20 protein-coding genes are annotated in these 20391 nt (G+C 59.0%); 12 read left to right on the top strand and 8 right to left on the bottom strand.

Going from position 1 to position 20391, the window contains the following annotated elements; translation table 11 throughout:
* Window positions 1–114 precede the first annotated feature (114 nt).
* Window positions 115–1617, bottom strand: coding sequence for an exopolyphosphatase (ppx, locus tag AB1462_RS08260; RefSeq protein ID WP_090401544.1), 1503 nt, complete (start codon window positions 1615–1617; stop codon window positions 115–117).
* Between the two features lie 505 nt (window positions 1618–2122).
* Between ppx and AB1462_RS08255 the strand changes: the two genes are divergently transcribed.
* The 5 genes from AB1462_RS08255 to AB1462_RS08235 all read left to right on the top strand — a co-directional run bounded on the left by AB1462_RS08255 (window position 2123) and on the right by AB1462_RS08235 (window position 7420).
* Entirely contained in the window at window positions 2123–2773 is a 651-nt protein-coding gene (locus AB1462_RS08255; RefSeq protein ID WP_367246569.1) for a DUF1120 domain-containing protein, read from the top strand.
* Window positions 2774–2917: 144 nt separating this feature from the next.
* A complete protein-coding gene (locus AB1462_RS08250; RefSeq protein WP_367246568.1) occupies window positions 2918–3565 on the top strand; it encodes a DUF1120 domain-containing protein in 648 nt (215 codons plus the stop codon).
* Between the two features lie 98 nt (window positions 3566–3663).
* Window positions 3664–4380 (top strand): fimbria/pilus chaperone family protein, encoded by a 717-nt coding sequence (locus AB1462_RS08245; protein ID WP_367246567.1) that lies wholly within the window; start codon window positions 3664–3666, stop codon window positions 4378–4380.
* A gap of 6 nt (window positions 4381–4386) precedes the next feature.
* On the top strand, window positions 4387–6891 hold the full coding sequence (locus tag AB1462_RS08240; RefSeq protein ID WP_367246566.1) for a fimbria/pilus outer membrane usher protein: 2505 nt from the start codon (window positions 4387–4389) through the stop codon (window positions 6889–6891).
* A complete protein-coding gene (locus AB1462_RS08235) occupies window positions 6848–7420 on the top strand; it encodes a hypothetical protein (protein ID WP_367246565.1) in 573 nt (190 codons plus the stop codon). Before AB1462_RS08240 ends, AB1462_RS08235 begins: the two co-directional genes overlap by 44 nt.
* A 4-nt stretch (window positions 7421–7424) precedes the next feature.
* Here the strand turns inward: AB1462_RS08235 and AB1462_RS08230 are convergent, their stop codons facing one another.
* From AB1462_RS08230 to AB1462_RS08215, 4 genes are read right to left on the bottom strand one after another with little or no spacing between them, the layout of a single operon-like run.
* Window positions 7425–8162 (bottom strand): amino acid ABC transporter ATP-binding protein, encoded by a 738-nt coding sequence (locus AB1462_RS08230; RefSeq protein ID WP_090401550.1) that lies wholly within the window; start codon window positions 8160–8162, stop codon window positions 7425–7427.
* Entirely contained in the window at window positions 8149–8799 is a 651-nt protein-coding gene (locus AB1462_RS08225; protein ID WP_090401551.1) for an amino acid ABC transporter permease, read from the bottom strand. Before AB1462_RS08225 ends, AB1462_RS08230 begins: the two co-directional genes overlap by 14 nt.
* On the bottom strand, window positions 8796–9464 hold the full coding sequence (locus AB1462_RS08220) for an amino acid ABC transporter permease (protein WP_017736949.1): 669 nt from the start codon (window positions 9462–9464) through the stop codon (window positions 8796–8798). Before AB1462_RS08220 ends, AB1462_RS08225 begins: the two co-directional genes overlap by 4 nt.
* A 17-nt stretch (window positions 9465–9481) precedes the next feature.
* Window positions 9482–10267, bottom strand: coding sequence for a transporter substrate-binding domain-containing protein (locus tag AB1462_RS08215; protein WP_017530859.1), 786 nt, complete (start codon window positions 10265–10267; stop codon window positions 9482–9484).
* Between the two features lie 255 nt (window positions 10268–10522).
* On the opposite strand from AB1462_RS08215, the gene AB1462_RS08210 reads away from it, so the two are divergent.
* From AB1462_RS08210 to AB1462_RS08190, 5 genes are all read left to right on the top strand, one after another.
* A complete protein-coding gene (locus AB1462_RS08210) occupies window positions 10523–11218 on the top strand; it encodes a FadR/GntR family transcriptional regulator (RefSeq protein WP_090401552.1) in 696 nt (231 codons plus the stop codon).
* A gap of 121 nt (window positions 11219–11339) precedes the next feature.
* Window positions 11340–11669, top strand: a complete 330-nt coding sequence (gene trxA / locus AB1462_RS08205; RefSeq protein WP_259191706.1) for a thioredoxin TrxA — start codon at window positions 11340–11342, stop codon at window positions 11667–11669.
* Between the two features lie 234 nt (window positions 11670–11903).
* Window positions 11904–13163, top strand: coding sequence for a transcription termination factor Rho (rho, locus tag AB1462_RS08200; RefSeq protein ID WP_003176825.1), 1260 nt, complete (start codon window positions 11904–11906; stop codon window positions 13161–13163).
* A gap of 156 nt (window positions 13164–13319) precedes the next feature.
* Entirely contained in the window at window positions 13320–14786 is a 1467-nt protein-coding gene (ubiD, locus tag AB1462_RS08195; protein ID WP_090401553.1) for a 4-hydroxy-3-polyprenylbenzoate decarboxylase, read from the top strand.
* Window positions 14786–15754, top strand: a complete 969-nt coding sequence (locus tag AB1462_RS08190; protein WP_090401554.1) for a CDP-6-deoxy-delta-3,4-glucoseen reductase — start codon at window positions 14786–14788, stop codon at window positions 15752–15754. Before ubiD ends, AB1462_RS08190 begins: the two co-directional genes overlap by 1 nt.
* A gap of 28 nt (window positions 15755–15782) precedes the next feature.
* Here AB1462_RS08190 and AB1462_RS08185 read toward each other — a convergent pair whose 3' ends face one another.
* A complete protein-coding gene (locus AB1462_RS08185) occupies window positions 15783–16265 on the bottom strand; it encodes a sn-glycerol-3-phosphate transporter (RefSeq protein ID WP_259191707.1) in 483 nt (160 codons plus the stop codon).
* 265 nt (window positions 16266–16530) lie between these two features.
* On the opposite strand from AB1462_RS08185, the gene AB1462_RS08180 reads away from it, so the two are divergent.
* Complete coding sequence (locus AB1462_RS08180; RefSeq protein ID WP_090401556.1) at window positions 16531–17184, top strand: gamma-glutamylcyclotransferase; 654 nt, start codon at window positions 16531–16533, stop codon at window positions 17182–17184.
* On the opposite strand, the gene glpT is transcribed toward AB1462_RS08180, so the two are convergent.
* Together glpT and AB1462_RS08170 are read right to left on the bottom strand one after the other, a co-directional pair.
* Window positions 17181–18518 carry a glycerol-3-phosphate transporter gene (glpT, locus tag AB1462_RS08175; RefSeq protein WP_065926651.1) on the bottom strand — a complete coding sequence of 446 codons (1338 nt, stop codon included), beginning with the start codon at window positions 18516–18518 and terminating at the stop codon, window positions 17181–17183. The two genes, AB1462_RS08180 and glpT, sit on opposite strands and share 4 nt — an antisense overlap.
* 247 nt (window positions 18519–18765) lie before the next feature.
* On the bottom strand, window positions 18766–19743 hold the full coding sequence (locus AB1462_RS08170) for an NADPH:quinone oxidoreductase family protein (RefSeq protein WP_315335348.1): 978 nt from the start codon (window positions 19741–19743) through the stop codon (window positions 18766–18768).
* 150 nt (window positions 19744–19893) lie between these two features.
* Here AB1462_RS08170 and AB1462_RS08165 point away from each other — a divergent pair, with 150 nt between their 5' ends.
* Window positions 19894–20301 (top strand): flagellar basal body-associated protein FliL, encoded by a 408-nt coding sequence (locus tag AB1462_RS08165; protein WP_090401558.1) that lies wholly within the window; start codon window positions 19894–19896, stop codon window positions 20299–20301.
* The last annotated feature ends 90 nt before the right edge of the window (window positions 20302–20391 follow it).

Here is a 20391-nt window from a genome sequence, read left to right as displayed (position 1 = left end):
GGAGGGGGCTTGCTCCCGATTGCGGTGGTTCAGTCAAAGTATTCGCGACTGACACACCGTAATCGGGAGCAAGCCCCCTCCCACATGTGTTTTTGCAGTGTTCTTTAGATCGGCTCAGCGCAGGTTCAGGCTGAACCCCACCCGTGTCAGCCACTCCGCTTCCTGGCCAAAGTCCGCCTGGGTCAGCTGGTTCTCATCCAGCCAGCCTTTCGGGAACACGACATCCAGGCTGTCGCCGTTGGCGCGCAGTGTCACCTGAGGCATTTCCTGGGTGCCACGAATGTGGTGGAACAGGATCGCAAAGCGCAGCAGCACGCACAGGCGGATCAGCTTGATGCCTTCGTCGCCGAACTCGGCGAATTTGTCCTTGGGAATGTTGCGGCGATGGCCGCGCACCAGTAGCGCGAGCATCTGTTGGTCTTCCCGGGAGAAGCCGGCCAGGTCGGAGTGCTCGATCAGGTAGGCGCCGTGCTTGTGGTAATGGTAGTGGGCGATGTCCAGGCCCACTTCATGCACCTTGGCCGCCCAGCCCAGCAGTTCGCGCCACACGCCGTCTTCCAGGTCCCAGTCCTCGGCGACCTGGTCGAAGGCGTGCAGGGCTTTGCGCTCCACACGAGCGGCCTGCTCCAGGTCGACGTGATAACGCTCCATCAGCGAGGTGAGGGTGCGCTCACGCACGTCCTCGTGGTGATGGCGGCCCAGCAGGTCATACAGCACGCCTTCACGCAGGGCGCCGTCACAGTGGTCCATGCGCTGCAGTTCGAGGGCGTCGAAGATCGCCTCGAGAATCGCCAGGCCGGCCGGGAAGATGGTGCGACGGTCAGGCTTGATACCGTCGAAGTCGATTTTCTCGGCATCCCCCAGCTTGAACAGCTTGCGCTTGAGCCACGCCAGACCTTCGGCATTGACCTCGCCGGTGCCATGGCCGCCGGCCTTGAGCGCCAGGCCGATGGCACGGATGGTGCCGGATGAGCCGATGGCTTCATCCCAGGTCAGGCGGTGCAGGGCGTGCTCGATGCTCATGATCTCCAGTCGCGCCGCCGTATAGGCCTGGGCATAGCGAGCCGGGGTGATCTTGCCGTCCTTGAAATAACGTTGGGTATAGCTGACACAGCCCATCTGCAGGCTTTCACGCAGCAGCGGTTCGAAGCGCTGGCCGATGATGAACTCGGTACTGCCGCCACCGATATCGGCGACCAGGCGCTTACCAGGAGTATCTGCGAGGGTATGCGACACGCCGAGGTAGATAAGGCGCGCTTCTTCACGGCCGGAGATGACCTCTACCGGATGCCCGAGGATTTCCTCGGCGCGGCGGATGAATTCGCCCCGGTTGCGGGCTTCGCGCAAGGCGTTGGTGCCGACGATTCGTACAGCACCCAGGGGCATGCCATTGATCAGTTGGGCAAAACGCTTGAGGCAATCGAGCCCTCGCTGCATGGACTCTTCATTGAGCTGGCGCTCATCGTCGATCCCGGCAGCCAGTTGCACTTTTTCTCCGAGCCGCTCAAGGATGCGTATTTCGCCGTTCTGGGCCTTGGCCACGACCATGTGAAAGCTGTTGGAGCCCAGGTCGATGGCGGCGATCAGGGACAGATTCTTGGCTTGGGATTGCGGCATGGTTAGGGGGTCTCGGTCGATAACCTTGCCATCGTGCCACGATCGACAGCTGACGCCAACGCGTAGCGCCAGAGGATTTCCAATCAGCGCCTCTGCGGAAATCGCCGATGCGGGTTGTAGGAGGTTTTCATGACAGTTGTATTACAAGGTCAATCGCTACCGTAGTCCGTATTTTTAGAGGCCTTTATTTACGGGGTAGTAACTAATTCCTACGCAGTTTTTTATTAGTCCTCTGAGTTGTTATTTTTATTCGCACAGTGATTGCTCAAATGTGGAAGGGACGCTGCTGAACGCTCTTACGATGGTTGATATTTTTTCCGGCTTTATTGATTGGGTGGAGTGTTAATACTTCGGGTCGGCGATTTGGACCGTGGTGGTATTTGTTTATGGGCTAAGGGTTCAGTGGGTCGGCATTTTAAATGCGGCTTGTAAAGTTGGCTTTCGGAGCGTTTGAGCCTTTAGCTACGCGCCGGTAAATGATCACTGATAGTGAGTTGAGCTATAGATGAAAAATAGAAGTGCTTTGTTCGTGGGGCTGTTTTTTGCCGTCGCTGGCCTGAATGCTCAAGCTGCGGATTTGCGGGTCAAGGGTTCTATTGCCCCTGCCAGCTGTAGTTTTACCATTACTAATTCGACCCTTGATTTTGGGCGAATTAATCCTAGTTCGTTAAGCGCTACAAACTACACAAAGTTAGATAAAAAGGGGACGCCTTTTGCTGTCAGTTGCTCGTCCCCTACGATGGTCGGAATCAAGACGCTGGATAGTCGTGCATCCAGTAAAGTGCCTGGTTTGATGCAGGTTATGTATAACAGGACTTATCACGATGGGTTTAACTACGGGCTTGGTACTACGGCTAAGGGTGAAAATATCGGTGGCTATGTTGTTTTTATGGAGAATAACGTTGCCGATGGAAGAGCGGTTCTTCTAGCACGGTCCTTCAATAATGGGGCGACGTGGCACTACACAGATCAAGTCTTGGGGCAACCGCCGGAGTTGGGCAGTTGGCGTTCAGGCTCTGCGTACACACCTATCAGGTTGAAAGTTGTTTCCGGCAACTTGAGGGTTCAGCCGGTTATTAATAAGACCTCTGCGTTGACCATGAATAGCGAAATAATGCTGGATGGTCATGCAACTCTTGAATTGGTCTATCTCTAAGCAACAGACCTGTTGCTTGGATACGGTGAAAGCGACGCCGTTATGTCGATAGGCTTGGTTGTCTTGTCGCTGTGCGTTGAAAATTAATAGCTCAAACGAAATAAGTTTGGGCGTTACTCATGGTTTTTATAAAAAGGGCTGTTCATGAAAAATAAAGCAGTTTTATTGATGGGGTTGTTTTTTGGCGTTGCTGGTCTGAACGCCCAAGCTGCTGATGTGCGTGTTAAAGGCACTATTGCTCCCGCAAGTTGTAGTTTTACGATAGCCAACTCGGTTTTTGATTACGGTATGATTCGACCGAGTTCGCTGAGTGCCACTAATTACACAAAATTGGATAAAAAAAGCACTCCCTTCACAGTCAGGTGTGATGCGCCTACCTTGGTAAGCATCAGGACACAGGACAATCGTGCAGGCAGTAAAGTGCCCGGGATGATGCAAACTGCATTTAACCGGACATATATCGACACCTTCAACTATGGACTGGGTACCTCATCCAAAGGTGAGAAGGTGGGCGGTTACGTCATGTTCATGGCGAATACCATCGCCGACGGTAAGGTTGTCAGGGTTAATGGTTCGAGCAATAACGGTGCTGCCTGGACCTTCGGCGATGGTGCTCTGGCACAGCCGCCGCATTTGACGAGTTGGGCATCAGGCACAACTACGCCGATTAAGCTGTCCGTCGTTTCCGGCAACTTGCAAGTACAGGGAGTCATCAACAAGACCTCTGCTTTCTCCGTCGGTCAAGGCATCAATCTGGATGGCCATGCCACCTTAGAGTTGCGCTACTTGTAAGCGATGCCGGGTCGGCCAGCGCAGGTTGAGGCTTCGCGTGTTTGAAGTTTTAACTTGTGTTGGCTGTTTTGCTGTGCTCGAAGTAAAGGAAAGATCGAATGAGCGTCTTCTCGAAGTCAAAGTTTTTTTTAGCGATATGCATGTGCGTCAACTTTCTTTTATGCGGTGCAGCGTACGCCGATGGTATGGAGCCTGAAACCACTGTCATTGTGCTGAATGAAGCGGATGGTGAGGTCAGTATTAACGTTAAAAATACTGATGCAGGGCCGGCGCTACTCCATTCGGCAATTGAAGATGTTCCTGAAGATCTTGAACCGCTGGTGGTTGTCACTCCACCTGTTTCCAGGGTGGACGGTGGCGAGTTGCAAATGGTGAGGTTTCTGGCGATCGGCAACGAACCGCTCAAAAACCAGCGTCTAAAACGTGTCACCTTCGAGGGCATTCCACAGACCCAGCCAGGGTCAGGGGCGACGATTGGTATCAGCCTGCGACAAAACCTGCCACTGATTCTCCACCCCAAGGGCCTGCCCCAGCACAATGCGCCTTGGGAGCTGCTGACCTGGAGCCTGCAGGGCAAAACCTTGAGCGTGCGCAACGATAGTCCCTATATCGTTCGTTTGGCCGCTGAGGTGCAACTGAACCCGCAAAAAGCCAAAGCCTATCTTTCACGCACCTATGTCTTGCCGGGTGAGGTGTTGAGCGCCGAATTTTCAAGCCCCAACCCTGATGCCAGGTCAGTCACCATCGCGCCTGCCACTGTCTATGGATTTACCGTAGACAACTACGATGCCCTGCTCGTAGCCAACACGCCTTGACCGCGTATGAGAAAAGTAAACGAGGTTGCCGGCGTTGTTCGTAAAAACCGACGTGACGTACAAAAGGCCGAAGCGCCTTTTATATTTCACCGAGTCAGTCTTTCAGTCTGCGTAGCGATGTTTACGGGAGCTGCCGGGCATGTGTATGCCGGGCCTGGGGCATCCCCTCTGGGATTCGATCTAGCCATCTTGCAGCATCGCGGACTTGATCCATCGGTCGCCCGCTATTTTCAGAACGCACCGCGATTCAGTGAAGGCGTTCGGGTCGTCGATCTGACGGTTAATGGTGATCGCATTGGATTGACCGATGCGCGGTTCAACCATGAGGGGGAGCTGTGCTTTACCCGCGGCTTGCTGGATCGCGGAGGCCTGCGTGTACCTGCTTCGGTGATAGACAAGCAGGTTCCCGCTGATCAGGCCTGCCATGACTTTCTTGCCGAGTTTCCCAGTACGGTATTGACCCTGCGCCCGGGCAACGAAGAGGTGTCGATCGTGGTTCCGACCCAGGCGATACGTGAGCCGCAACGAGGTACTGGCCACTTCGCCCGAGGAGGAATGGCGGGCCTGCTCAACTACGATTTGCAAGGTATCAACAGTCATTCGCGCGAGGCCAGGGGGCGTTTTCTATCGGCGTCTACGGAGTTGGGGTTCAACGTCGGCGATTGGATTGCACGCAGTCGCCAGCTTTATTTCTCGACCGATGGTCGTTCAAGGACAGAGCACTTGTACGCTTATGCGCAACGGGATCTTGCGTCGTTGGCGTCTACTTTCCAGGTGGGACAGATCGCCGGTAACAGTCCGGTGTTTGGCGGCATGCAACTGACCGGTTTTCAGCTGTCTCCAGACGGTGTCGAAGGCGGTGCCGGCAGCAATGGTGTGGTGGTCGAAGGCCAGGCCCTGAGCCAGTCGCGGGTGGAGGTGCGTCAGTCGGGCGCCCTGATCTACACAACGGTCGTGCCGGAAGGGCCGTTTGTGTTGAGCAACCTGCCGCTGCTCAACGGCACGAGCGATCTTGAAGTGCGGGTTATCGAGACCCGTGGCGGACAGCGTAGTTTTGTCGTACCAGCCGCTTCCTTTCGTGGTGCGGTGCCGGTGAAGTCAGGTTATACCGCGGCCGTGGGCACGATTCGGGACGTGGACCGCAGCGGTGCCGATGAACCTCTGCTGGCCATGGGCTCCGGGACCTGGGCGCTCACACCCGATACCGCCCTCAGCTCGGGTGTGCAGGTTACCGACCATTACAATTCCGTGGGGTTGGCACTGGACAGCAATTTCGCGCAGCGTTTCTCTGTTGGCCTGCGTAACAACCTCTCACGTGACAGCAAGAACAGCGTGCGGGGCATGCGTAACAGCGTCTCCTTGGGGAGCGTATTGCCGGGTGATGTGCACATGACCTTGAGTGCTACGACCCAGACGCCAGGTTTTCGTGATGTGCTCGACACTGTGCGCGCCGATATGGGGGAGGGAGTGGACTCGCGCTTCAAAAATCAATACACGGCGGGGTTCAACTGGGCGGACCCACAGTTGGGCGGGTTCGCGATCGGATACACCCGTGCTGCAAACTTCAACAGCCACACCTCCCAGCATATCCATGGTTCCTGGAACAAGAATTTCAAGTACGCCAACGTCGGGGTGAGCGTGGACTCGCAGGTGGGTGCTTCCGGCAATAACAAGGACGACAACGATGGGGTCGGCATTCGCCTGCAGGTCAGCGTTCCCTTGGGTGGGGATCGTTCGCTGACTTCCACGGCCAGGCGCCAGGGAAGTCGATCAAGTATTGGCACTGCTTTCAGCGAGCGCGTCGACGACACGCTCAATTATGAACTTCGCGCCGACAGCGACCTGGGTGCTGACGCCCGGCATGCGCTGGGCGGTACGCTCAACACGACGTCCCGTTACGCCCAGCTGGGCCTGGGCGTTAACCGAGAGTCGACCAGCACCAGCTATAGCGGACAGTTGCAGGGCGCGGTTGTGGCGCATGAGCGTGGGCTGACGCTGTCACCGTACAGGGTCGAGGATACCTTTGGAGTTGCTTCGGTCGGCGATGTTTCGGGCGCGCGCATCACCACACCCCAAGGGCCTGTATGGACTGACCGATGGGGAATGGCGGTGATACCGGGCTTGCCTGCCTATCAGTCCAGTCTCGTCGAGGTGGAAGGCAAATCCCTGCCACGTCAGGTTGATATCAAGAATGGCATCAAAACCCTGGAGGCTGGGCGAGGCTCATTCAGTACGGTCGACTTTGAAGTGGTGAAGGTCCGGCGGGTGCTGTTGCGTGCCATCGATCAAAGTGGCCGACCGTTGGCCAAAGGCGCTTCGGTTATGGCAGCAGACAATACATTCCTGACCACAGTCGTCGGGGACGGCCTGATTTTCCTGAGCAACATCGACGCGCCACAAGCCCTGACCGTGTCATTGCCGAACGCGACCTCCTGCAAACTGCAACTCGACCTGTCGGAACAAAACGATGATGGCCAACTTTATGAAAACACAGCGGCGGTCTGCCGTTAAAGGTGCCTTGGCGCCGGGAGCTCTTACGGTGGTGTTGAGCCTGTTGACGGTTTTTGAGGCTTCGGCTTCTGAGTGCCGCCTATCAGTGAGCCAGCCACAAATTGATTACGGGCTTCTGCGCCCCGGTACAACGCCCGAGCCTCGCGGGATTTTCCTGGGTAAACGCATGGTGCGCCTGAACGTGGTGTGCTCTGAGCCTACGTTGATTGCGTTGCGTTTTCAGGGTGTGCCGGCCGATGCCCAAGGTTTCAGGTTTGGCCGGGCGGGGCGTTTTGACCTGACGCTGCAACAGCCACTGCTGGATGGCCAAGCAATAGAGCTGGCACCGATGCACAACCGAGCCGAGCGCAGTGCTCAACTGCGGCCTGACCAAGCGTTGGTGGTGCTGAAGGCCGGGCAGTCTGTCAGGGGGCGAGTCTTTTCTGCGCAGGTGCAGGTCGACACCTATCTATCGAGCGCCGCGCCCCCCGTCCGCGATAAAACGTTGCTGGAGGGTAGCGGGCGTTTTGAATGGGTACCCGGCGGCTGATCGATCAGGCGTGCGCTTCGGTAGTGCCGATGAAGTTCGCCAACTCGGCAGTCTGCGGGTTGGCAAACAACAACTTCGGGTCACCGACTTCATGCACCTTGCCCTGGTGCATGAACACCAGCTTGTCGCCGACTTCCCGGGCGAAGCGCATTTCGTGCGTCACCATGATCAAGGTCATACCGTCCTTGGCCAGTTGGCGCACCACGCTGAGCACTTCGTTGACCAGCTCCGGGTCCAGGGCTGAGGTGATTTCATCGCAAAGCAGCACCTTGGGTGACATGGCCAGGGCGCGGGCAATGGCAACGCGTTGCTGCTGGCCGCCTGACAAGCGATCGGGGAAAGCGTCGAATTTCTCACCCAGGCCTACGCGCTCCAGCATTTGCCTGGCAAGTTGTGCTGCCTTGGCCTTTGGCACTTTCTGCACCACTTGCGGTGCGAGCATGACGTTTTCGCCTACGGTCAGGTGCGGGAACAGGTTGAACTGCTGGAACACCATGCCGACTTTCTGTCGCAGGCTGCGCAGATCGGCACGGGCGGCATCGAGGTATTCGCCATCAACCTCGATCACGCCGTCGTTGATCGATTCCAGGCCATTGAGGGTTCGCAGCAAGGTGGACTTGCCCGAGCCGCTGCGGCCGATGATCGCTACCACCTGGCCTTCTTCAACGGTCAGGTCGATGCCCTTGAGGACGTGGTGATCGCCGTAATATTTATGCAGGGCGGAAATTCTAAGCAGAGGCATGCAGTCTCCTTTCCAGGTAGCGCGCACTGAGGGATAAGGGGTAGCAGAGCAGGAAGTAACCGAGCGCCACCAGGCCGTAGACCATAAAGGGCTCGAAGGTGGCGTTGGCGAGCATGCCGCCGGTCTTGGTCAGTTCGGTGAAGCCGATGATTGAAGTGACGGCGGTGCCTTTGACCACTTGCACCGAGAACCCAACCGTGGGCGCCACCGCAATGCGTAGGGCTTGCGGCAGGATCACGTAGCGCAGTTGTTCAAGCGGATTGAGCGCCAGGCTGGCCGATGCTTCCCACTGCCCATGGGCGATGGAGTCGACGCAGCCGCGCCAGATTTCGGCGAGGTACGCACTGGTAAACAACGTCAGGGCAATCGCCGCTGCCAGCCACGGTGAAATATCCACCCCCAACAGGGCGATGCCGAAGAACACCAGGAACAGCTGCATCAATAACGGTGTGCCCTGGAACAGTTCGATATAGGTGCGCGCAACATTGCGCGGGAACGCTTTGCTGCTGATGCGCATGGTCATCACCAGCAAGCCGATCAGGCCGCCGCCGATAAACGCCACCAGCGACAGCAACAGCGTCCACTGCAGGCCCGTAAGCAGGTTGCGCACGATGTCCCAGAAGGAAAAATCACTCATCGGCTATTCCTCATCACAAAGCGGCGGCCGATCCAGTTGAGCAGCTGGCGAATCATCAACGCCATGCACAGGTACACCAGGGTGGTCAGCGCATAGGTTTCAAACGCGCGGAAATTGCGCGACTGGATAAAGTTGGCGGCAAAACTCAGCTCCTCGGTGGCGATCTGCGAACACACCGCCGAACCGAGCATCACGATGATGATCTGGCTGCTCAGGGCCGGCCACACCTTGCCCAGCGCCGGCAGCAGCACCACATGGCGAAACGCTTCGAAGCGCGTCATCGCCAGCGCGGCGGCGGCTTCCAATTGCCCGCGCGGGATGGCCTGGATGCCGGCGCGGATGATCTCCGTGGAGTAGGCCCCCAGGTTGATCACCATCGCCAATACAGCAGCCTGCCACTCGGTGATTTTCAGCCCCAGGGACGGCAGGCCGAAGAAAATGAAGAACAGCTGCACGAGGAACGGTGTGTTGCGGATCAACTCGACATAGACGCCGAAGAACCAGGCAAATGGCTGGATTTTCCACGCCCGCACCACCGCGCCGACGGTGCCCAGGGCCACCCCCAGGATCGCACCGATGGCCGTCAGCTCAAGAGTGAACAACGCGCCGCGCAACAGCAGATCGGTATTGGCCAGCACCGGCACAAAGTCAAATTGATACGCCATGAGTCAGCTCCGTCGTATCAAAGATCGGCGGGCAGCGGCTCTTTCAGCCATTGCATCGCGTTCTTTTCCAGGCTGCCGTCGGCCTTGGCCGCGACCAGGATCTGGTTGACCTTCTCCAGCAGCGCCGGCTCGTTCTTGTTCACGCCCACGTACACCGGCGAGTCCTTGAGCTTCACTTTCAGTGCAGGCACGCGTTTCGGGTTGCGTTCGCTGATCGCCACCATCACCACGTTGCCGCTGGCGATCAGGTCGACCTGACCGGCCAGGTAGGCGGCGATGGTGGAGTTGTTGTCTTCGAAGCGCTTGATGGTGGCTTCCTTGGGCGCTACGGCGGTCAGCTCGATGTCTTCGATGGCGCCACGGGTCACGCTGATAGTCTTGCCCTTGAGGTCGTCGGTGCTGCTGATGGCCGCGTCAGGCGGGCCGAATACGGCCAGGTAGAACGGTGCGTAGGCCTTGGAGAAATCGATGACCTTTTCGCGCTCGGGGTTCTTGCCCAGGCTGGAGATCACCAGGTCGACCTTGCCGGTGGTGAGGAACGGGATGCGGTTGGTGCTGTTGACCGGGGTCAGCTCCAGCTTGACCTTGAGTTGGTCGGCCAGCAGCTTGGCGGTGTCGATGTCCAGGCCACGGGGCTTCATGTCGGGGCCGACCGAACCGAACGGCGGGAAGTCCTGGGGCACGGCGACCTTGAGGGTGCCACGGGCGACGATATCGTCCAGACCGTTGGCCTGGGCGGGTGCCTGGCTCAGCATCAGGCTGGCAAACAGGGCAGTGAGCAGGGCGCTGTAGCGCTTGGTCATGGCAACTCTCCGAGAAGGGCGAAGGAATTTTCTGGATTTGCTCAGTGCACAGCCCATGCCAGTACTGCGCGGATCGTCTGCGAGGCTTGAGTTTGTTGAGGTGCGGTGGTCTTACTGGTCTGAACAGTGCTGCGATTTTTCGCACTCTTTTCGAGCGTCGATAAAACCCCGCGAGCCCCTTTGGGGCGTGGCTTGCCGCGGGCCACGAATAGCTTTACAACTAGCCGCTCTGTTGACTGGAACCTTGAGTTTTTTATGAATTCCATCGCCCAAGCCGTACCGGAAGCGGCCCTGCAGGCCATCCGCAAACTGATCAAGGAGCAAGGCTTCGGGCCGGGCGATGCACTGCCGTCCCAGCGCGACCTGGCGGTGCAGTTGGGCGTCAGCCGGGCGTCGCTGCGCGAGGCGCTGTCGTCCTTGAGCGCCTTGGGTGTGGTCAGTGTGCAGCCAGGTAAAGGCGTGTTCGTGCAGGCGGTGGATGACGCGCCGGGCTTTGCCTGGCCTTTTGCAGCGCAGGCCACGCCGCTCGATATCTTCCAGTTGCGCTATGCGCTGGAAGGGTTTGCGGCGGGTTTGGCGGCTGTCACGCTGACGATCGATGAACTGGACAGCCTGGAAGACAATGTCGAAGCGATGCGCAAGGTGCTCAAGGCCGGCGACTTCGAAGCGGCCGCACGGCTGGACTTCGAATTCCACCAGCGGATCCTGCTGGCCAGCGGTAACCAGGCGATGGTGAGCATCCTGAGTGCCAGTGCCGAGGTGTTTCTGGAAAGCCAGAAACTACCGTTCATCCGGCCGGAGCGGGCCATGGAAACCTGGCAGGAACATCGCAAAATCCTGCGCGCCCTGGCCCGGCGGGCCAGTGCGTCGGCGCAGAAAACCATGCAGGAGCATGTACGCAATGCGGCGTTGCGCACAGGTATCGCCTTCGTGACTCCCGTTACGCCCTGAGTTGGGCTATATCCAAACTCATGCGCCATCATAGGAAGACTCAATCAGAGGCGGCTTCCTGAACGGGGGAAGGACGGCTATGATGGGCAACGTTTTTTTTGCTTACAATCCGGAGACATCCATGAGCAACGATCTTATCAAGCACGTCACCGACGCGACCTTTGAGGCCGAAGTACTCAAGGCTGCTGGCCCGGTGCTGGTTGACTACTGGGCTGAATGGTGTGGCCCTTGCAAAATGATCGCTCCGGTCCTGGACGAGATTGCAACCACCTACGAAGGCAAGCTGACCATTGCCAAACTGAACATCGACGACAACCAGGAAACCCCGGCCAAGCATGGCGTGCGCGGTATTCCTACGTTGATGTTGTTCAAGAACGGCAACGTCGAAGCCACTAAGGTGGGCGCGCTGTCGAAGTCTCAGCTGCAAGCTTTCCTCGACGCGAACATCTAAGCGTCGTCAAAAAGCCCCGTAAATAGCGGGGCTTTTTCGTGAAACAGGGCTAGACGCTCCGAAACTCAGGTGGTACATTCGGCCCCGCACTGGTTTCTCCACTGCCCCCTGCAAGCCGTCGCCGACGCATTCCTTTTCGATTAGTACGCGATCCTGTCGCCTTCTCTGCGGCGCGGCCTCATTAAGCCAAAAGCTTAATTTCCCCCCCTCCATAAATGATTACGTCATTCCTATATGAATCTGACTGAACTCAAGCAAAAGCCGATTACCGACCTGCTCCAACTGGCCGAAGAAATGGGCATAGAAAATATGGCCCGTTCGCGCAAGCAGGACGTGATTTTCTCCCTGCTGAAAAAGCACGCGAAAAGCGGCGAGGAAATCTCCGGTGATGGCGTGCTGGAGATTCTCCAGGACGGCTTCGGTTTCCTCCGCTCTGCAGACGCCTCCTATCTCGCCGGTCCAGACGACATCTATGTCTCGCCGAGCCAGATCCGTCGCTTCAACTTGCGCACCGGTGACACCATCGTTGGCAAGATCCGCCCACCGAAGGAAGGCGAGCGTTACTTCGCCCTGCTCAAGGTCGACACGATCAACTTTGATCGTCCCGAGAACGCGAAAAACAAGATTCTCTTCGAGAACCTGACCCCGCTGTTCCCGACCGTGCGCATGAAGATGGAAGCCGGTAACGGTTCCACCGAAGACTTGACCGGTCGTGTGATCGACCTGTGCGCCCCGATCGGCAAAGGCCAGCGTGGCCTGATCGTCGCACCGCCGAAAGCCGGTAAGACCATCATGCTGCAGAACATTGCAGCGAACATTGCACGTAACAATCCTGAAGTTCACCTGATCGTATTGCTGATCGATGAGCGCCCGGAAGAAGTAACCGAAATGCAGCGCACCGTGCGCGGCGAAGTGGTTGCCTCGACGTTCGATGAGCCGCCAACCCGCCACGTGCAGGTTGCCGAAATGGTGATCGAGAAGGCCAAGCGCCTGGTCGAACACAAGAAGGACGTGGTGATCCTGCTCGACTCCATCACCCGTCTGGCCCGTGCCTACAACACCGTGATCCCGAGCTCCGGCAAGGTCCTCACCGGTGGTGTCGATGCCCACGCCCTGGAGAAACCGAAGCGTTTCTTCGGCGCCGCGCGGAACATTGAAGAAGGCGGCTCGCTGACCATTATCGCCACCGCACTGGTTGAAACCGGTTCGAAGATGGACGAAGTGATCTACGAGGAGTTCAAGGGTACCGGCAACATGGAACTGCCTCTGGACCGTCGCATCGCGGAAAAACGCGTGTTCCCGGCGATCAACATCAACCGCTCCGGCACCCGCCGTGAAGAGTTGCTGACCGCCGACGACGAACTGCAGCGCATGTGGATCCTGCGCAAGCTGCTGCACCCGATGGACGAAGTTGCGGCCATCGAGTTCCTGATCGACAAGTTGAAAACCACCAAGACCAACGACGAGTTCTTCCTGTCGATGAAACGTAAGTAATACGACGTTTCAGGTCCGAAAGAATGGCGCCCCCAGGGGCGCCATTTTTTTTTGCGCGTTTTTTAAGCCTGTTCCTGACCCAAATACGCCGCGATAAGCTGCCAGCAGCCCTCAGAGCAGGTAGGATGTACGCCTATTTTACGGGTGGCATGGTTAATGAAATTCAAGGATCTTCGGGATTTCGTGCAGCAACTTGAGCAGCGCGGAGAGTTGAAACGTATCCAGATGCCGATTTCCCCGGTGCTGGAAATGACTGAGATTTGCGACCGCACCTTGCGTAACAAGGGCCCGGCGCTGCTGTTCGAGAACCCGACCGGTTTTGACATCCCGGTGCTCGGCAACCTGTTCGGTACTCCCGACCGCGTAGCCTTCGGCATGGGCGCCGAGTCGGTCAGCGAGTTGCGCGAGATCGGCAAGCTGCTGGCGTTCCTCAAGGAGCCCGAGCCGCCCAAGGGCCTCAAGGATGCCTGGTCGAAGCTGCCGATCTTCCGCAAGATCATTGCCATGGCACCCAAGGTGGTCAAGGACGCGGTGTGCCAGGAAGTGGTCATCGAAGGGGATGACGTCGACCTCGCCATGCTCCCCGTGCAAACCTGCTGGCCCGGCGACGTCGGCCCGCTGATCACCTGGGGCCTGACCGTCACCAAGGGCCCGAACAAGGACCGCCAGAACCTGGGTATCTACCGCCAGCAAGTGATCGGCCGCAATAAGGTGATCATGCGTTGGCTGAGCCATCGTGGCGGCGCGCTGGACTACCGTGAGTGGTGCGAAAAACACCCCGGCCAGCCATTCCCGGTATCCGTGGCCCTGGGCGCTGACCCTGCGACCATCCTCGGCGCCGTGACCCCGGTGCCCGACAGCTTGTCCGAATACGCTTTCGCCGGCCTGTTGCGCGGCAACCGCACCGAGCTGGTGAAGTGCCGTGGCAACGACCTGCAAGTCCCGGCCACCGCTGAAATCATCCTCGAAGGCGTGATTCATCCAGGCGAGATGGCCGATGAAGGCCCATACGGCGACCACACCGGCTATTACAACGAAGTCGACAGCTTCCCGGTGTTCACCGTCGAGCGCATCACACACCGGATCAAACCGATCTACCACAGCACCTACACCGGTCGTCCGCCAGATGAGCCGGCGATCCTGGGCGTGGCGCTGAACGAAGTGTTCGTGCCGATCCTGCAGAAGCAATTCCCGGAAATCACCGACTTCTACCTGCCGCCGGAAGGCTGCTCGTATCGCATGGCCATCGTGACGATGAAGAAGTCGTACCCGGGGCATGCCAAGCGGGTAATGCTGGGTGTGTGGTCGTTTTTGCGACAGTTCATGTACACCAAGTTCGTTATTGTCACCGACGACGACATCAATGCCCGGGACTGGAACGACGTGATCTGGGCCATCACCACGCGCATGGACCCCAAGCGCGACACGGTGATGATCGACAACACGCCGATCGACTACCTCGACTTCGCGTCGCCGGTGTCGGGCCTGGGCTCGAAGATGGGCCTGGACGCTACCCACAAATGGCCGGGTGAAACGACCCGCGAGTGGGGCCGGGTGATCGTCAAGGATGAAGCCGTCACGGCACGTGTCGATGCGATCTGGAAAGAATTGGGAATAGATTGATGCGTGTAACCCTGCAACCTTCCGGCGCCGTGCTGGAGCTGGTCCCCGGCGAACGAATCCTCGAAGGCGCGCGCCGCCTGGGCTACGAATGCCCTCAGGCGTGTCGCAATGGCGTGTGCCACGTGTGCGCCGCACTGCTGGTGGAAGGCCGGGTGCAGCAAGCCGGCGAAGTGCGCGACCATGGTGAGTTCTACACCTGCATCGCCGAACCACTGGAGGATTGCGTGGTGTTGTGGGATGGCGTGCTGGCGCCGGGAGAGTTGCCGTTGCGCAAGTTGTCATGCCAATTGAGCGAGTGCGTGGAAGTGGGCGGCGATGTGTGGCGCGTGCGTCTGCGGGCCCCGGCCGGCAAGGCGGTGCGTTACCACGCCGGGCAATACCTGATGATCGAGCGGGAGAATGGCGAGAAGTCGGCATTTTCCCTGGCGTCGGCGCCCCATGCCGGTCGCGAGTTGGAGCTGCATGTATTGGCCCGCGAGGACAGCGCGCGCAACTTGCTGGAGCAATTGCAGCGCGACCAGATGGCGCGCATCGAGCTGCCATTTGGCGACACCCACCTGGCCGAGCTGCCGGACGGGCCCTTGGTGCTGATCGCCGCCGGTACCGGCATGGCGCAGATGCACAGCCTGATCGAGCATTGCCGTGCTTCCGGGTTCAAGCACCCGGTACATCTGTACTGGGGTGTGCGTCGCCCGGAAGATTTCTACGAGATCGAGCACTGGGACCAATGGCTGCAACTGCCCAACCTGTTCCTGCACAAGGTGGTCAGCGACCTATGCGGTTGGGAGGGGCGCTGCGGCTTGCTGCATGAAGCGGTGTGCGAAGACATTGCCGACCTCAAGGCGGTGCATGTCTATGCCAGCGGTTCACCGGCGATGATCTACGGCACGCTGGATGCGTTGGTCGACGCCGGTATGGATGCACACCAGATGCGCGCCGACGTATTCGCCTACGCCCCGCGGGCCTGAGGCGTTCAAACTGTGGGAGGGGGCGTGCTCAGAATCGTACCCCGGTCGTCACCATCGCCGCATTGAACCCCAGCAGCACCAGTTCCGCTGCCACCGGCCCGTAATGGGTGCCTACCGACGGAATGATCACCGGCGCTACGCCGAAACGGTTCAGGGGGATCTTGTCGCGGTATTTGCCGCGGTAGCCCTGGATCGCCCCGCCTGTGACCTTCAGGTACACCGGATAGTCGGTCATCTCATAGCGCTTGCCTGCATAGGCATAGTAGGAGCGCTGGCTGAACGAGTTGCGAAACGTCGCCCCGCCATACACCAATCCTGATGCTTCATTGCGCTCCAGGCCGATCAGGTCCTGGTTGTTGTTGTGATCTTTGTCCGGCGCGAAGTGCCGGGTATACACGCTGGTCTGCGCGTACCAGAAGCCTTTGTCGTCATTGGCGGGCGGTGTTTCGCCAGCCAGTGCGGTGGTGGCTTGGGCCAGGAACAGCAGGCCAGGCAGTCGAAATTTCTTCATGGGAGCGACCTCGATAGTCGGTTTGATGGCGGCTAGGTGGGTCGTGATGTGCGCGCTATTTTGACCGCTTGGCGTGCTCCCAGGCTGAACCGGGGCTGAAAGTAGCGAGATTGCCGGGTGCAATCCTGACGAAAAGGGCTGCGCCGTCACCGCAGTCGCGACAACCGCCTGTAGCACTTTTTCGCCGTACGGTTACAGCGGCGCGTTTTATTACGGTAAAGTTGCTTACAACTGGTAACACACAGGGGGCGCACCGCTTTTCGCCATGACCGCCATTGAATCCGATCTTTTGCAATTGGCTTACCCTCCGCGGCTCGATCTTGGGCCGCAACTCACTCACGAACAGTTAATGAGCTCGATGCAGGCCACCATGGGCCGGCACAAGGGTGGCCCGGTCTGGCTATTTGCGTATGGTTCGCTGATCTGGCGCCCGGAATGTTCGTCGACTGAGCGGGTGCGGGCACGGGTCCACGGTTATCACCGGGGCCTGTACCTGTGGTCCCACGAGCATCGGGGCACGCCGGAGTTGCCGGGCTTGGTCTTTGGCCTGGATCGCGGTGGCTCGTGCAGTGGGTTTGCCTACCGCTTGCCGGAAGATCAACTGGAGGCCTCGCTCTACGCTTTGTGGCAGCGCGAGATGCCTTACCCCTCCTACCGGCCGCACTGGCTCAGCTGCCGTCTTGAAGATGGCAGTCAGGTGCAGGCGTTGGGGTTTGTGTTGGAGCGGCACTTGCCCAGTTACGCCGGCAACTTGCCCGATATCGTGCTGAACCATGTGTTGCAAAGCGCTTGCGGGCGTTACGGGACCACTCGCGATTATGTCGAGCAGACCGTCAACGCCCTGCGTAGCCACGCCATGCCAGACAAGAATCTGGAGGCGCGGCTCAAGCGTTGTGCCAAGGATTGCCCAGGCGATTAACGCGCCGAGCTGACGCTGTTGGTGTGCCACAGCGTTGGGATCAGGAACGCGATGGCCAGCAGGCACGCGCCGATCAGCAGCACAAAACCACCGTCCCAGCCGAAATGGTCCACGGTGTAGCCCATGGCCGCACTGGCCGCCACCGAACCGCCCAGGTAGCCGAACAGGCCGGTGAAGCCGGCAGCCGTACCGGCGGCTTTCTTCGGGGCCAGTTCCAGCGCCTGCAGGCCGATCAGCATGACCGGGCCGTAGATCAAAAAGCCGATCGAGAACAGCGCGATCATGTCGACCATCGGGTTACCCGGTGGGTTGAGCCAGTACACCAGGGTCGCAACGGTCACCAGCGCCATGAACACGATGCCGGTCAGGCCACGGTTGCCGCGGAAGATCTTGTCCGACATCCAGCCGCACAGCAGCGTGCCCGGAATACCTGCCCACTCGTAGAAGAAGTACGCCCAAGACGACTTATCGACCGTGAAGTGCTTGGCTTCCTTGAGGTAGGTTGGCGCCCAGTCCAGTACGCCGTAGCGCAGCAGGTAGACGAACACGTTGGCGAAGGCGATGTACCAAAGCATTTTGTTGCGCAGCACGTACTTGACGAAGATTTCCTTGGCGCTGAATTCGTCTTCGTGGCTGGCATCGTAGCCTTCCGGGTAGTCGTTCTTGTATTGCTCAATCGGTGGCAGGCCCACCGATTGCGGAGTGTCGCGCATGGTAATGAAGGCAAACGCCGCCACCGCCAAGGCCACCGTGGCCGGCACGTAGAAGGCGGCATGCCAGTCGTTGAACCAGGCCATGCCCAGCAGGAACAGCGGGCCGATCAGGCCGCCGCCAACGTTGTGCGCCACGTTCCACACCGATACCACGCCGCCGCGTTCTTTCTGCGACCACCAGTGCACCATGGTCCGGCCACTGGGCGGCCAGCCCATACCCTGGGCCCAGCCGTTGATGAACAGCAAAATGAACATCATGGTCACACTGGACGTCGCCCAAGGTGCGAAACCGAAAATGAACATCACTCCCGCCGATACGAGCAGGCCGAAGGGCAGGAAGTAGCGCGGGTTGGAGCGGTCTGACACCAGGCCCATGAGGAACTTGGACAGGCCGTAGGCGATCGCGATGGCCGACATCGCCAGGCCCAGCTCACCCCGGGTATAACCCTCGTCGATCAGGTAGGGCATGGCCAGGGAGAAGTTTTTGCGCAGCAGGTAGTACCCGGCATAACCGAAGAAAATACCGGCGAAGATCTGCCAGCGCAGCCGTCGGTAGGTACTGTCTATTTTTTCTTCAGGCAGAGGCGCCTGGTGCGCGGCAGGACGAAAGAAAGCAAACATTCAAAAGCTCCAGATTTCTTGTTTTGACTGCGGATTCGAATGTTACAGTTTCGTTACCGAAAATAGCATCGCTTCTTATCTGCAAATACAGGAAATGAGAGTAGGAGCATGTTCTCTTACGAACACCGAAGATCAAATGTGGGAGGGGGCTTGCCCCCGATAGCGATAGGTCAGTCAGCTTATCTGTAGCCGACCCACTGCCATCGGGGGCAAGCCCTCTCCCACATTTGATTACATTTCAGGTCGGTTAGCGGGTTTGGACGACCACCTTGCCTACCGCCCGGCGCTGCCCCAGGTCATTGATCGCCTGGGCAGCCTGCTCCAGCGGATACACCTGCGACACCAGTGGCTTGAGCTTGCCCTCACCATACCAAGTGAACAGTTGCTGGAAGTTCGCCGCATTGTCCTGCGGCTGGCGCTGGGCAAACGAGCCCCAGAACACCCCGACCACCGCTGCGCCCTTGAGCAGCGCCAGGTTCACCGGCAGCTCCGGGATGCGCCCGCTGGCAAAACCCACCACCAGCAGGCGGCCGTTCCAGGCGATGGCGCGGATGGCCTGGTCAAACAGGTCGCCGCCCACCGGATCGTAGATCACATCGGCGCCGTTGCCGTCGGTCAGGCGCTTGATCTCGTCCTTGAGGTTGGCTTCGTTGTAATTGATGAGTTCATCGGCGCCGGCGGCCTTGGCCACGGCGAGTTTGTCGGCGCTGCTCGCGGCGGCGATCACCCGCGCGCCCATGGCCTTGCCGATTTCCACGGCGGCCAGGCCCACGCCGCCGGAAGCGCCGAGTACCAGCAGGGTTTCGCCGCGTTGCAGGTTGGCGCGTTGTTTGAGCGCGTGCATCGAGGTGCCGTAGGTCATGCTGAAGGCGGCGGCGGTGTTGAAGTCCATGCTCGGCGGGATCGGCAGCACGTTGTAGCCCGGCACCGCGACCTGCTCGGCAAAGCTGCCCCAGCCGGTGAGCGCCATGACCCGGTCGCCGACTTTCAGGTGGCTGACCTTTTCGCCCACTTCGCTGACCACGCCCGCGGCCTCGCCACCCGGCGAGAACGGGAAGGGCGGCTTGAACTGGTATTTGCCCTCGATGATCAGGGTGTCGGGGAAGTTGACCCCGGCGGCGTGCACGTCCAGCAGGATTTCGTTCTTCTTGATCGCCGGGCTGGCGATTTCTTCCAGCACCAGGGTTTCGGCGGGGCCGAAGGCTTTGCACAGCACAGCTTTCATCGGGCTATTCCTTTTGGTGTCGTGGCCGATAAGTGTAGGAGGGTAGGCCTGTGGGTCAACGAGCATGCTCGGCCCTGATAAGTCGCCATAAGCTTGTGCTCTGCCTTGCTAGCGTTATGCTACCCGGCAACCGAATGTGAGGAATGAACTGTGAAAGCGTGGATCCTGTTGATGCTGGCCCTGACCTTGCCGATGGCAGCCCAGGCCGAAGAAGCCAAAGAAGGTGCGGCGCCGAAGGTCAGTTATATCAGCCTGAGCCCGCCGTTCGTGGGTAACTACGGCCTGGATGGCACGGCCAAGCTCAAAGTGTTCAAGGCCGACATCGCCCTGCGCGTGACTGGCGAGGAAGCCGCCAAAGCGGTCAAGGCCAACGACGCATTGATCCGTAACCAGTTGGTCGCGCTATTCACCCAGCAGACCAACGAGACGATGAGCACTGTCGAGGGCAAGGAAAAGCTGCGCCAGGAAGCGCTGAAGCAAACCCAGCAAGTGATGAACGACGAGACGGGCAAGCCCATGGTGGAAGACCTGCTGTTCAATAACCTGATCATTCAGTAACGCGCCGCCCCGTAGATACCGTCTTATCCAAAACCGCGCAAACCCCGTAGCAGCTGCCGAGCGCAAGCGAGGCTGCGTAGGGCGCTACTC

It is taken from the genome of Pseudomonas sp. SB113 (assembly GCF_040754745.1).
Taxonomy (GTDB): Bacteria; Pseudomonadota; Gammaproteobacteria; order Pseudomonadales; family Pseudomonadaceae; genus Aquipseudomonas; species Aquipseudomonas grimontii.
This window is presented reverse-complemented; position numbering and strand designations above follow the sequence as displayed.